Annotated in this window: 14 protein-coding genes; all 14 read left to right on the forward strand. The window is 44.1% G+C overall.

What is annotated here, in order from left to right; all coding sequences use genetic code 11:
- The 14 genes from R7P64_RS20730 (at position 1) to rng (ending at position 14093) form a co-directional block, all read left to right on the forward strand.
- Entirely contained in the window at positions 1-1224 is a 1224-nt protein-coding gene (locus R7P64_RS20730; RefSeq protein WP_005381186.1) for a type II secretion system F family protein, read from the forward strand.
- 3 nt (positions 1225-1227) lie between these two features.
- On the forward strand, positions 1228-1689 hold the full coding sequence (locus R7P64_RS20735; RefSeq protein ID WP_031781206.1) for a hypothetical protein: 462 nt from the start codon (positions 1228-1230) through the stop codon (positions 1687-1689).
- Between the two features lie 291 nt (positions 1690-1980).
- A complete protein-coding gene (locus R7P64_RS20740) occupies positions 1981-2487 on the forward strand; it encodes a type II secretion system protein (RefSeq protein WP_064368799.1) in 507 nt (168 codons plus the stop codon).
- 64 nt (positions 2488-2551) lie between these two features.
- Positions 2552-2785, forward strand: coding sequence for a type II secretion system protein (locus tag R7P64_RS20745; protein ID WP_005388453.1), 234 nt, complete (start codon positions 2552-2554; stop codon positions 2783-2785).
- 115 nt (positions 2786-2900) lie between these two features.
- Entirely contained in the window at positions 2901-3449 is a 549-nt protein-coding gene (locus R7P64_RS20750) for a type II secretion system protein (RefSeq protein ID WP_213912450.1), read from the forward strand.
- Positions 3446-4027, forward strand: coding sequence for a type II secretion system protein (locus R7P64_RS20755; protein ID WP_025767603.1), 582 nt, complete (start codon positions 3446-3448; stop codon positions 4025-4027). Before R7P64_RS20750 ends, R7P64_RS20755 begins: the two co-directional genes overlap by 4 nt.
- Positions 4027-4740 carry a PilW family protein gene (locus R7P64_RS20760; RefSeq protein ID WP_154205003.1) on the forward strand — a complete coding sequence of 238 codons (714 nt, stop codon included), beginning with the start codon at positions 4027-4029 and terminating at the stop codon, positions 4738-4740. Before R7P64_RS20755 ends, R7P64_RS20760 begins: the two co-directional genes overlap by 1 nt.
- Positions 4730-5164 carry a hypothetical protein gene (locus R7P64_RS20765; RefSeq protein WP_025767605.1) on the forward strand — a complete coding sequence of 145 codons (435 nt, stop codon included), beginning with the start codon at positions 4730-4732 and terminating at the stop codon, positions 5162-5164. Before R7P64_RS20760 ends, R7P64_RS20765 begins: the two co-directional genes overlap by 11 nt.
- A 4-nt stretch (positions 5165-5168) precedes the next feature.
- Positions 5169-9311, forward strand: coding sequence for a DUF6701 domain-containing protein (locus R7P64_RS20770; protein WP_044129503.1), 4143 nt, complete (start codon positions 5169-5171; stop codon positions 9309-9311).
- A gap of 151 nt (positions 9312-9462) precedes the next feature.
- A complete protein-coding gene (locus R7P64_RS20775) occupies positions 9463-10506 on the forward strand; it encodes a rod shape-determining protein (protein WP_005381144.1) in 1044 nt (347 codons plus the stop codon).
- A gap of 150 nt (positions 10507-10656) precedes the next feature.
- The gene (gene mreC, locus R7P64_RS20780; RefSeq protein WP_005381142.1) at positions 10657-11553 is read left to right on the forward strand and encodes a rod shape-determining protein MreC; all 897 of its coding nucleotides are present in this window, start codon (positions 10657-10659) and stop codon (positions 11551-11553) included.
- Positions 11543-12031 carry a rod shape-determining protein MreD gene (gene mreD / locus R7P64_RS20785; protein ID WP_005381141.1) on the forward strand — a complete coding sequence of 163 codons (489 nt, stop codon included), beginning with the start codon at positions 11543-11545 and terminating at the stop codon, positions 12029-12031. The genes mreC and mreD overlap by 11 nt, the downstream gene beginning before the upstream one ends.
- Before the next feature lie 4 nt (positions 12032-12035).
- Positions 12036-12605 carry a Maf family protein gene (locus R7P64_RS20790; protein WP_005381139.1) on the forward strand — a complete coding sequence of 190 codons (570 nt, stop codon included), beginning with the start codon at positions 12036-12038 and terminating at the stop codon, positions 12603-12605.
- 18 nt (positions 12606-12623) lie between these two features.
- Positions 12624-14093, forward strand: coding sequence for a ribonuclease G (gene rng, locus R7P64_RS20795; RefSeq protein ID WP_005381138.1), 1470 nt, complete (start codon positions 12624-12626; stop codon positions 14091-14093).
- The last annotated feature ends 4 nt before the right edge of the window (positions 14094-14097 follow it).

Genomic DNA, 14097 nt, shown 5'->3' on the forward strand with positions numbered 1-14097 from the left:
ATGCCAACTTTTCGTTATCAAGGCCGCACGCTAGACGGCTCATCCACTAACGGCAAAATCGAAGCAGTGAACTCAGAAGCTGCGGCGGAAGCTTTGATGAATAAAGGGGTCATCCCGCTCAATGTACGGTTAGAGAAAGAGTCGGCAAAAAGCCAAGTGAGCTTATCTAAGCTGTTTGTGCCTGCTATTCCGTTGGAAGTAATTATTCTTTTCTCTCGCCAGTTGTTTAGTTTGACTAAAGCTGGCGTACCTTTGCTGCGCTCTATGCGTGGCTTGTTGCAAAATTGCGAAAACAAACAGCTCAAAGAGGCGCTAGAAGATGTCGTTTCTGAACTGAGTAATGGCCGAGGTTTGTCTTCTGCGATGCAGCAACACAGTAAAGTATTCAGCCCACTGTTCGTTTCTATGATCAACGTCGGTGAGAATACGGGTCGGCTTGACCAAGCGCTATTGCAACTGGCGAATTACTACGAACAGGAACTTGAGACTCGCAAACGCATTAAAGCGGCGATGCGTTATCCAACGTTTGTCATTATCTTTATCACCATCGCCATGTTTGTATTGAATATCTTGGTGATCCCTGAGTTTGCATCGATGTTCACGCGCTTTGGTGTTGAGCTACCATTGCCGACGCGTATTTTGATCGCGACTTCTAATTTCTTTGTTAATTATTGGGTGTTGCTAGTTGTGGCAATGATTGGCGCGTTTACGGTGTTCAGAGCGTGGGTGGCGACGGCTGATGGTCGGGAGAAGTTCGATAAGTTTCGGCTTCGGCTGCCAATTGTAGGCGATATCGTTAATCGTGCGCAGCTTTCTCGTTTTGCCAGAACCTTTTCGTTGATGCTGAAATCAGGTGTGCCACTTAACCAGTCTTTGGCTTTGGCCGGGGAAGCCTTAGGGAACCGTTTTTTAGAAAACCGAATTCTTGAGATGAAGTCCGCAATTGAAGCGGGTAGCACCATTTCAGTGACGGCCATCAACAGTAAAATATTCACCCCATTGGTGATTCAGATGATTGCAGTAGGTGAAGAAACTGGTCGTATTGATGAGTTGCTGCTGGAGGTGTCGGACTTTTACGATCGAGAAGTCGATTACGATCTAAAAACGCTGACCGCAAGAATAGAACCATTACTTTTGGTGATTGTCGCAGGCATGGTCATGGTGCTGGCATTGGGTATCTTCTTACCAATGTGGGGAATGCTCGACATCATCAAAGGCGGCTAATAGGTGGTTGAAAATCAAAGCCGAGCAACGCTTATTGTGTTTGGGGTTATTGCTACGATTATGGCGGTGGGTTTGGCGGTCAAATTACGTCCTGTTACCGAGCAAGCACAAGTAACTGGAGCGAAGTTAGCGAGAGTTTGGATGCAAGACAGTGTTCAGCGTTATCGTCAAGCTTGGCTAGTACAAGGCGAGCCAGAACATATGCTGATGGATGGTTTTAACCTTACTATGACTGAGGACGGGTTAGTGTCTCCCTTTACTCAGCAAGGTGTATTAGATTGTGGTTATTGGCTAGCGGTGCATTACCCCCAACGTAAAATAATGACCAACAAGTTAATAGATATCAGTGGAGCCATCAAAACTGATCGTTATGTCTGTCACTACACTTATGAAAATGGTCAGTCGATTGTAGTTATCTCAACTGCTAATCAACTGAAAATAGACGTCGAAATGTCGGCGGAGTGAATTTTTTGACACCTAATCACTATAATTGGTAATGAAAGTCGGTATAATGCAATCATTACCATAAGTAACAGGCTGTAATCGTGGGTAAACAATAATGTGTTTTTCTCATTGCAGCATGAACTGAATAATGGCGAATCGTCATTCTGCTCAAGCGGTAGATACAGTATCCACTTCACGGTCAGTTTTAGTGAACGTTGCTGCCCCAAACCGTTTTGACAATATCCAAAATGGTCGCGTGACCTAAACAAAACTTTGCAGTTGTACTGCATGCTTACATAGAGAGAGTAAACAATGAAAAGACAAGGTGGTTTCACCCTTATCGAATTGGTAGTGGTAATTGTAATCCTAGGTATTCTAGCGGTAACTGCAGCACCACGTTTCCTTAACCTGCAAGATGATGCTCGTAATGCAACACTTGAAGGCTTAAAAGGTGCTATCCAAGGTGCATCCGGCATTGTATATGGCAAGTCTGCTATTGCTGGTATTGAGACCGCTGCTGAGGCTGACGGTACTGAGTTAGACTTGGGGGATGGCACTAAGATAAAAACAATCTATGGCTACCCTTTAGCAACAGAAGATGATATTTCGAAAATTGTTGACGGTATTGGCACTGACAGTGATTTTGAAATGAAGAAAGAAAATAAATCTAAAGGTAATGATACGTACGCATATTTTGGTATTCCTAAATATGACTCTACGTGTGTTGAATATAAACAAGCAACGTCTGGAGCTGCGGCTGTAATTAAAGTAGTAGCTAATGATAAAGCGACTGTCACTGATGGTTGTAAGAAACCATAAGAATTCAAAGGCCAGCTAGTCTGGCCTTTATCTCCTTATTTTGATGAATCTCGGAATAGTTCATATGCGTAAATCATCAGGTCTTAGTGCAATAGAGTTTGTGGTTGTGCTGATTATCTTGGGGGTGATCGGTTATGTGGTATTACCAAGATTTATCAGCTTCGAGCCAGAAACTTACGAAGCGAAGTGGGAGCAAACCAAGCAGACCGCTGAACACGTTTCTGAAACGCTGAGCAATAAAGAAACTTACGATCGAATTGAAGAAGAGATTGGCCGTTCAAAAGGGCAAAATAACTAGACATTGGTTGTTTGTTCGTCTGTTCACACTTCGAATCGAAAAGTTACAAACCTATCATTAATCTCATAATTTCATCGTATACTTATTTCGCTTGTTCTAAGCCTAAGGTTGGGTTATGAAAATTCGCAGCTCTGCATTAGGGTTCACGTTAATGGAGTTAATCCTCGTGATTGTTCTCCTCTCTATCCTTTCACTTTTTGCAGCCAGCCGTTTTATGGGCTCAGGCAGTTTTTCTGCATATGCATTACAAGAACGCGTGATTTCTGTGATTCGCCAAGTGCAGGTGAATCGTATGCAGTCGAATATCAGCATCCCAAACAAGTCTTATCCTGAAAGGTGCCTACCTAGTAGCTACAAAGCTGGAGAGGACTCTAGCTACACTAATTTTTGTTTGTCGATTACAAGCTCTTGCATCGGGTCTAGTGCTGCATGCGGCCTGGCTAGCAAGGAACAAGACACTCGTAGTGACATGGTTGTTGATAAATCCGCAAAGTTTTCACTGACCAATGCTGTAACTAATCCAATCGAGTTTGATTTATTGGGTAATCCAATAAACTCAGCGAGTGGTGGGGTTTCAATCCTGATTGAAGATAAGCATGGTCGAAGCCGCTGCCAAGTTGAAATTAATACTCAAGGCTATGTTTCTAAAGGTACATGCTCATGAAGAAATCTAGTGGCATGACTTTGATAGAAATGATCATCGCGATTGTTTTAATGGGCATTGCGATGGTGGCGTTTACTTCTTTTCTTGTCCCTCAAATTCGAGATTCCGCCATCCCTCATTATCAAACCCGCGCGGCCGCATTAGGCCAAGGTTTCATGTCTCAGATATTGGCGCGAGGCTTCGATGAAAACAGCGACTTTGATGGTGGCACCGTTCGGTGTGGTGAGAATGGAGTGAGCTGCACTGACGTAAATAAATTAGGTGCGGATAAAAAACTAGACGGTTCCTTGGAAACAACGCCTAGTGATTTCAATGATGTCGATGACTATATCGGGTGTTGGAGCACATCTACAACGGCTTCTCAGTGTGATGGTATCCCTAGAGGGAATATTAGTGATGTACTTGGTGCGGACAGTACTGAGCAGTACAAAAACTTTAGATTAGAAATTAGCGTTGCCTATGATGATCTGACGGATAAAGCTCCCGATGAAATAACCGAATACAAAAAAGTAACATTACGGATTTTTGCGGGGAACACGCAGCCCCTTACTTTAACCGCTATTAAAGGGAACTACTGATGAAAGCTCGTGGTTTCACCTTAATGGAAATGATAGTTACGATTGTGATCGGCAGCTTCATCATGTTGGGTATAGCTGGGTATGTCCAGTTAGGAATGAAAGGGTACGCTGATACTATCGACCGCCAACGAATACAAACACAAGCTCAGTTTGTTTTAGAAAAGATGACGCGTGAAATCCGCCATGCTGTACCTAATAGTTTTCATGTGCCAAAAGGAACAACTAATTGTCTAGAGTTTGTGCCGATTGAATATTCTGGTTTTTACACGTTTAAGAATAATGACTTAGAGTTTTTGCTAGGTAATGACTCAACGCTTAATCCTATTCCTACGAATCGCAGGATGGTGATAAATCCGAGCCGATATGAAGATTTACAATCAACTTCTTCGCGAAATATAGCCATTGGTGGTTTAGCTAAAACAGGTAAGGTTTTTGTTGTTAGTGGGGGGGCAAGTACGATTACGGGATCCTCTGTTTCTAGCCGTCTTTATATTTATCAAGAGAAGTCGGAGGTTCGCTACTGTTTTGATACCAAGCGAGTTACGCGAAATGGTATTACAGTTGCGGATAGTGTCGATACGTCCGTAAGTGGTATGCGTTATCTAGAGTCTACTCTGCAACGAGGTGGTTTAGTTCATATTAATCTAGAGTTTGAGCAGGATGGTGAACGTAGTGTGTATCAACAAGATGTGCAGGTGCTCAATGTCCCGTAAAAGAAACTCCAGCGGAAATGTACTAATCATCGTGTTATTCGTCATTATTGTAATGGGATATTTGGCTTCCTCTTTAATGAAAGTTACATGGTCGAATCAAAGCGGATTAACAAGAGAGTTTTTGGGAACAAAAGCTTGGTTTGTTGCTCAGTCCGCCAATGAGTGGGCACTGACCAAGATGTATCCGTTAGATACAAGTACAACAGATATCGAGACCGTATGCAGTGGGGAGGTTAGCGGTGCCGTTCCGCCGGTAGCTGTGGGAAGTGGGTGCAAGGTTAATGCGATGGCATGTACAAATATAGGTACTTTCAATGAGGGTACCCCTGACGCTGAATCTCTTTTTAAGGTGCAGGCCACGGCAACGTGTGGTTCTGGGGTTATACAGGTACAGCGTCAGCAAGAAGTTTGGGTTAGGGATTAGGATAATGAAAAGAATAATAATTACTGCTTTATTCGTCAGTTTGTTTTCTTCTGAAAGTTTTTCTGCTGTTCCAAATGATATGACTCCATATTGGTCGATTAGTCAGGGGAAAATGAAAGCCAGAGGGAGCTTCTGTGGTGGGTATTATTATGATTTTGGCAACTATATTTGTCCCAATGGTCTTACAATGAATGTAGGCCAGTCAGTCAACGCTTACCGTGATATCAACATTCATGTTTATGGTGGTGTTGAACTTAAAGGAAAAAATACTTTAGGAAGCAGTGAACATTCGATCAATATCCTATCCAAGAACAGCGATTTCAAAGGTAAAAATGACATTGAAATTTTTGGGCGTGTGGAGTCTTTCGGTGCAGTTGAACTCAAGAACGATATTAAGGTTCACGGTTTAATCTACGTATCCCACGGAAAGGTGCTTCTTGAAGATGCAGAAGTACAAGGCAATGTTACCAGTTACTCTGATGGTATTGAGATAAAAGGTAAAAGGAATGTCATTAATGGCAGTGTTGAGGGGGCTAAAGACGTAACTCTCTCGAAAGTAACAGTGAATGGCAATGTTACGAGTACGGGTGGACAAATTAAAACGGAGAGCAATGGTAACAGGATTCATGGTGATGTTATAGCGCATGGTGATATAACGTTGAAGAAGACGGTTGTCGAGGGGAAAGTTACAAGTCAAGGCGGTGAAGTAAAGACAGAATCAAATGAAAATGAAATTCAAGGTGATGTTTGGGCACGAAGCAAAGTTACTTTAAAACAAACGAAAGTTACTGGGGATGTAACTAGTGAAGGTCACGAGGTGATCCTAGAGAGCCATAACCAAGTACACGGAAATATTCTCGCTCTACATAAAGTCGATATTAAAAACTCATTGGTTTGTGGCCGGGTAGAATCAACAGGTAGCGAAGTATCGTTGACTAACTCTAAACTCGATCAAAATCGAGGTGTTTATACTCTTAGTGAAGCGATTCAGTCCCACGGGAAAGCCACAGTAAAAAGCTCGACCGTCTGTGGTTCTGTTAACTCAAAATCACATTCTTACGAGTACAATGATAGTGACATTTATTGTGGTGTAGATGATCCCAACTGTCAGCCCCCCCAGACCGGAGAGTGCCCAATAGAGGCTGTAGCCTCACTTTGTCCTGAATTAGTTCCTGTTATTCCTCCAACACAGCAATGTTCACTATTACCAGAAGAAAACTTCAATTCAGGTTCATTGTCAAACTGGTCGGTGATGGGCTTTGGTACCAGTGACGAGCCCCATATCTCTGATGGACGTTTCATCTTAAACTCAAATAAACCAGAGCAGGCAACAGCCTCTGCATATAACTATATTTTTCCGTCAGATCAGAACTATTTAGAGATTGAGTTTGATCACAATGCATATGGTGGGAATGGTGCTGACGGTGTTGCGCTGGTGATTTCTGATGCGAGTGTCCCTCCTCAAACCGGGGCATTTGGTGGTCCGCTTGGTTACGGGATGAAGCTTCTAAAGAATCACTACCCTGAAGTCTCCAAAGATGTAGAAGGCTTTGCTGGTGGTTGGCTAGGTATTGGTATTGATGAGTTTGGTAACTACATTCGTGAAGGGAGCGAGAAAATCGTTTCAAATAGTGTTGCTGATAATGTTGGGGTGCGTGGACAGGGCGTCCAAGATGCGAATGGTAAGTGGTTGAAAGGTTATCCGTATATCACTGGCAAAAAATACAGCAGCTCGTTGGATAATCGAAAAGGTAAAGAGAAACTGCATCGTTATAAAGTAGTTTTAAATTCGCGTAACACCGATACGATAACGCTGGCTGTATTTCGAAAAGTCGGAAAAAATGGCGGATGGGATCCTGTTATCGAAGAGTTTAACGTTTTGAAAAAAGGTGGTTTTAACTATATTCCAGATAACTTCCGTCTGTCGGTAACGGCATCCACAGGTATGCTTACCAATACGCATGATATTGATAACTTCCGAGTCTGTGCGGACAAGTACTCGCGATTAACAGATGGTATTCATCATTTCGAGTTTGACTACTCAGGCTCAGGCAGTACGTGTCAGGCTTCTGATGTGACACTTAGAGCTTGTATGAATGAAAGTTGTTCTGAGCAATATCCTAGAGATGCATACGATGATGGCAGCTTAACGCCTCTCTCTGTCACTTTACTTCCATCTACTGGCAATAATGTTGCCAACTGGGTTGGTGGTACAAATGTACAGTTTGAGAATGAAACTCAGCTTGAGCTGCAAGGTTCAAGAGCTGGCGATATTACTTTGGGTATCGATCAAAGTTCCGTACCACAGTTTGGCTTTGAAGGGGCACGATGTCGAATTAATGGCGGGCCACTATCTGCTAACAACTGTAATGTAACCTTCGCTTCAAATGTGCTTGCGGTGAATGTTAATGATGTAGTTGCTAGTCGCGAAACTACGGGGGAGGACTACCTATCGTTTTGTTCAACTCGAACTGAAGACGGCGGTGAATCTCGCGGTGTTAATATGTCGATTGATTATGAAGTGGCACCGATCGATAGCTCTCAACCTGTCGTGATTTCTTACAAGAAAAAAGTGAAAGATCAGGCTGTGGAATGGAGTTCAAATGTCGAGCTAACCAGAGCTAATAAATACCTGCCTAATGTTTATTTTGATGATGAAGGCAAGGCATTCTTTAAGTTGAGATACTCTGAAGCTGGAAAGGTCAAACTTAAAGCCAGTGTTGAAGGTGTTGATGACTCGGATGGATTCGGCAGCTTCGTTAGTTTTCCTTCAAAACTGAAAGTTACTGCAAAGAGTGGTGATAAGAGCGGAGAGTGCACCAACAGTAAAAATGGCTGCTCTTCGGGGTTTGTTGCTGCTGGTGAAGTTTTTGAGTTAACCATCTCGGCATTGCAAGATGATGATACGGTTGCTGAGAACTATCAAGAGAAGACTATTACGGTTAGTAATAAAGTGAAGTACCCGTCTAATGGTTCATTAGCCAAACTTCTAAATGAGAAGCTACCAGAATCAAGTAAATGGTCTCGTGGCAGTGTGACGTTTGATCAATCGGTTTCAGAAGTCGGTGTTTTCGAGCTTATTGCTGAGGCACCAGTTGCTAAAGATGAAAATGGCGATGATATTGGCACATCTCTATATCTTGGTAGTAATGCATTTAAAATAGCCGATGGTAAGTCAACCATTGGGCGCTTCTATCCGGATTACTTTAAAGTCACCGGGACAGAGTGGACCTACCCTGATAATCAGAATCAATCTGTATATATGGGACAGAATTTTGAATCGGTTAAGTTTGAAGTCACAGCATATAACGCTAACGGTTACACAACTCAAAATTATGGTGGTTTTGCCAATTCTTTAAAAGCAGATTTGTATTTGGCTGGTGGTTACTCAGATAGACTTAGCATTTTGGATTCCGATTTGACTAGTGATAACTGGTCGGGAGCTGTGTGGAGCAAAACTTGGGATAACTCAGTTTATTGGCGTAAAGATTTATCTTTGCCGAGTCCCGATGGTCCATTTAATTCAAAACTACCGGCAGACAAGGATAGTTCCATCGAAACGTCTATTTCGCTTTCACTTAATAATAATGGAACTAAAGTATCTGGCTATGTTGATCCTACGATGTTCTTAAAAGAAGGGCAAAATAGCACTGAAGATAGAATGGTTTCGCAACAGCTACTATCGCAACCTGATGTCAGGTTTGGTCGCATAGCTCTGGATGATGTGGGAGTGAATCAGGGTAAATCTGTTAATATCCCCCTTAGAGTGGAGTATTGGAGAGATACCCGATTCGTTTTAAACAGTAAGGATAACGGGACAACAGTGTCCCCAACTCTAAAAAGCCAGGAGCCAGTTTGGCCTGATGATGGCTCCGACTGCGACATTTTACTTGAAGGCGTCAGAACGACGGTTAACGATGGTGCCATGCGTGAACTTATTGCTAAGCAAGAGCGCGCAGACTGTGGACGTCAACAAGCTGAAGTTTGGCTTAATCTCGACCCTAGTGGTAACAACCTCCCTTGGCTCAAATACGACTGGGACAATGATGGCTCCGAAGAAAACCCATCCTCCGTCGTCACCTTCGGTATTCACCGAGGTAATGACCGTGTGATTTACCGTGGTGAGCCAGGGTTAACCGGACAGTAACAACTTAGGTTTTTGCCCTTAAGTTAGGAAACTGCAAGAAATTGAGGCTTTCTGCTCATGTTTGTGTACCAATACCTTGCTGTGACAGCGAGGCATTGGTACATTTAGAGCAATTTTTGTCTTCTATATTTTTGCAGGATGAGCGAAGAGTATGTTTAAGAAACTTCGTGGCATGTTTTCTAACGATCTATCTATCGATTTAGGTACAGCCAACACTCTAATTTACGTAAAAGGGCAAGGAATTGTCCTTGATGAACCTTCTGTAGTTGCTATTCGTCAAGATCGTGTAGGTTCTGCAAAAAGCGTTGCTGCAGTCGGTCACGCAGCAAAACAGATGCTTGGTCGTACACCTGGCAACATTTCCGCTATCCGCCCAATGAAAGACGGCGTAATCGCTGACTTCTACGTAACCGAAAAAATGCTTCAGCACTTTATCAAGCAAGTGCACGATAACAGCATCCTAAAGCCAAGCCCACGTGTTCTTGTTTGTGTTCCTTGTGGTTCTACCCAAGTTGAGCGTCGCGCAATTCGTGAATCAGCACTTGGTGCTGGTGCCCGTGAAGTTTACCTAATCGACGAGCCAATGGCGGCGGCAATTGGTGCTGGTTTACGCGTATCTGAGCCGACAGGTTCAATGGTGGTCGATATCGGTGGTGGTACAACTGAAGTTGCCGTTATCTCTCTAAACGGTGTGGTTTACTCATCGTCTGTACGTATCGGTGGTGACCGCTTTGATGAAGCTGTGATCAACTACGTACGTCGTAACTACGGCAGCTTGATTGGTGAAGCAACGGCTGAAAAGATCAAACACGAAATCGGTTCTGCTTACCCAGGTGATGAAGTTCAAGAGATTGAAGTTCGCGGTCGTAACCTTGCAGAGGGTGTGCCACGAAGCTTTAGCTTGAACTCAAACGAGATCCTAGAAGCGCTTCAAGAGCCGCTATCTGGCATCGTATCAGCAGTCATGGTTGCACTAGAACAGTGCCCACCAGAGCTTGCTTCAGACATTTCTGAAAACGGTATGGTACTAACCGGTGGTGGTGCACTACTTAAAGACCTAGACCGTCTGCTAATGGAAGAAACTGGTATTCCTGTGGTTATCGCGGAAGATCCACTAACGTGTGTGGCTCGTGGTGGCGGTAAAGCTCTAGAAATGATCGACATGCACGGTGGCGATCTGTTCTCTGAAGAATAAAGGTTTAGGTGAAGCTCATGTCGGGCTTCACCTTCATTTCTGCTCTCTCTGTAATTCAAACATGCTCCATACCTAAAAGTATTTAGTTAAGTATTTTTAGGTTGCCAAGTAAGGCTCAATAATCATGGAAGCAATCAGGTCAAAAACAAGATGAAACCGATTTTCGGCAGAGGTCCGTCTCTGCAATTACGTCTGTTTTTTGCTGTCATCGTGTCGGCGAGCTTAATGCTGGCCGATAGTCGTCTAGATACGTTTTCCAACGTTCGATACCTACTAAACAGTATGGTTGCACCGATTCAGTACGCAGCGAATTTACCTCGTAGTATGTTCGATGGAGTATTTGAACGTTTTAATTCTCATCAGGCATTGGTTGAAGGCAATCGCAGCTTAAAGCGAGAAGTGCTACGCCTGAAAAGCGAGCTTATCTTGCTCGACCAATATAAAGAAGAAAACCAACGCTTACGTAAGTTGTTAGGATCTTCATTTGTCCGTGATGAAAAGAAAGTCGTGACAGAAGTAATGGCGGTTGATACTTCACCTTATCGTCATCAAGTGGTGATCGATAAAGGCCGTATTGATGGTGTTTACGTTGGTCAGCCTGTTATCAATGAGAAAGGCATCGTTGGTCAGGTCACGTTTGTCGCAGCGCACAACGCACGTGTTCTGCTGCTAACGGACGCGAAAAATGCAATTCCTGTCCAGGTGATCCGCAATGATATCCGAGTGATCGCATCGGGCAATGGTGAAATGGATGAAATCCAACTGGAGCACATTCCAACCAGCACAGATATTCAGGTTGGTGATTTATTGGTGACATCCGGTTTAGGTGGCATTTACCCTGAGGGATATCCAGTCGCGACGGTTACCAATGTGGATCACGATACGCGTCAAGAGTTCGCCTCAATCAAGGCTGAGCCGGTTGTGGAGTTTGATCGCTTACGCTACCTACTGCTGATTTGGCCGAATGAAGACCGTCAACACAAAGTACTGCGGTCCAATGTAGATGAAGGGTTAGAGCAAGAACAAGAGGTAACCGATGGCCAATAATGTATTGAGTAGCCGAATGGTGATTGGCGTCAGTTTCTTCGTTGCGCTGGTACTGCAAACCATTCCATGGCCAGGTGTGTTAGATGTGTTACGCCCTTCATGGTTGTTCCTTGTCACGTGTTATTGGGTGTTGGCACTACCGCACCGAGTAAACGTCGGAACTGCGCTAGTGTTGGGCTTATTATGGGACATTTTGATCGGCTCAACGCTTGGAATTCGTGGCATGATGATGTCGATCGTTATCTACCTTGTGGCGCTGAATTTCCTGTTGATTCGCAACATGGCATTGTGGCAACAGTCGATTTTAATTGCCTTTTTTACTGCGTTATTGGAAGTTTTGATATTCTGTGGGGAATATTTGAACCAGGACGTAGTATTTAATCCATTATCTCTGTGGACGGCGGCAATAAACTGTATACTTTGGCCATGGATGTTTTTATTAATGCGACGAGTTCGTCGTGCATGGCACGTAAGGTAAAGCGGTGAAGAAAAGCTTATCTCTCGTTCTCGCATCGGGTTCTCCGAGAAGAAAAGAGCTGCTTGCTCAACTGGGTTATGATTTTGAGATCGTATTGCCTGATATTGAGGAAGCCAAACAGGCTCATGAGCAAGCACGAGATTACGTGTTGCGTCTTTCTTTGGAAAAAGCTCAGGCAGGCTTAGCGTTGGCTAAGCCTGATTCCGTTGTATTGGGCTCTGATACGGTCGTAGTATGCGATGACCGTGTGCTAGAAAAACCAAAAAGTTTTGAAGATTCAAAGCGTATGCTTACTGACTTATCCGGTCGTCGCCATCAAGTGATGACTGCGGTGAGCGTTGTATCATCGGAACAACAACATTCAGTGGTCGTTACCACTGACGTGTGGTTCAAACCACTGACTCACGAAGAAATCGAACAATATTGGCAGTCAGGAGAGCCATGCGATAAAGCTGGAAGTTATGGTATTCAGGGACTCGGAGGGCGATTTGTCACCCGAATCGAAGGCAGTTATCACGCTGTAGTAGGCTTACCTTTGTTCGAAACCGATCAGCTAATTCAAGAATTTTTATAATTGTTTTGAGGTGTGCACATGAGTGCAGAATTGCTGCTTAACGTGACCCCGAGTGAAACTCGTGTGGCCATGATTGAAGGTGGAGTACTACAAGAAATACATATCGAGCGCGAATCGCGTCGCGGTATTGTGGGCAATATATACAAAGGCAAAGTAAGCCGAGTGTTACCAGGTATGCAGGCGGCTTTCGTCGACATTGGTTTAGATAAAGCGGCGTTTTTACATGCGTCAGATATTGTTCCTCATACCGAATGTGTGGCAGAAAACGAAAAACAGCAGTTTCAAGTCCGTGATATCTCTGAGCTGGTACGCCAGGGACAAGACATTGTTGTGCAAGTGGTCAAAGATCCGCTCGGCACGAAAGGTGCACGTTTAACGACGGATATCACCTTACCTTCGCGTTATCTTGTTTTTATGCCGGGGGCCAGCCATGTCGGTGTTTCGCAGCGTATTGAAAGTGAGAAAGAGCGTGAGCGTTTGAAAAAGGTGGTGAACCATTACTGCGATGAGCACGGTGGTTTTATCATTCGTACCGCGGCAGAAGGCGCTGATGAAAAAGAGCTCTCTCAAGATGCGGCATTTCTAAAGCGTTTGTGGCTAAAAGTCATGGAGCGTCGCTCAAAATACAAAACGCGTTCAACACTTTACGGTGAACTCGGCTTAGCTCAACGCATTCTGCGTGACTTTGTTGGCACAGAGCTCGATAAGATCATGGTCGACTCCCGCCTTGAATATGAAAACCTGAAAGAATTCACTTCTGAGTATGTACCGGAGTTAACAGATAAGCTTGAGCTTTACGAAGGTGACAAGCCAATCTTTGACATGTACGACACCGAAAACGAAATTCAGCGTTCTTTAGAGCGCAAGGTCGAGCTAAAATCGGGCGGCTATTTGATCATCGATCAAACCGAAGCCATGACCACCATCGACATCAACACGGGTGCATTTGTTGGTCGTCGTAATCTCGAAGAGACTATCTTCAATACCAATATAGAGGCAACGCAAGCTATTGCGCGTCAGCTACGTTTACGTAACCTCGGCGGTATCATCATTATTGATTTTATCGATATGGCATCCGAAGAGCATCGTCAGCGAGTACTTACCTCACTGGAAACGGCGCTGGCGAAAGACCGAGTAAAAACCAACATCAACGGCTTTACCCAGCTTGGCTTAGTTGAAATGACACGTAAGCGCACACGAGAAAGTATTGAACATATCTTGTGTTCTGGCTGTCCTACTTGTGAAGGCCGTGGCAGCGTGAAAACGGTCGAAACTGTATGCTTTGAGATATTACGCGAGATTACTCGTGTGAACCGTGCTTACGACGCCGATAATTTTGTCGTGTACGCATCGCCGTTTGTTGCTGAAGCGCTATTGGGCGATGAGTCTCATGCGTTGGCTGAGCTCGAAGTATTTATTGGCAAGCAAGTGCGAGTTCAGGCTGAACCCCTGTACATTCAGGAACAGTTTGACGTCGTAATGATGTAATTTG

The organism is Vibrio sp. 2304 (assembly GCF_033339475.1).
GTDB lineage: Bacteria > Pseudomonadota > Gammaproteobacteria > Enterobacterales > Vibrionaceae > Vibrio > Vibrio alginolyticus.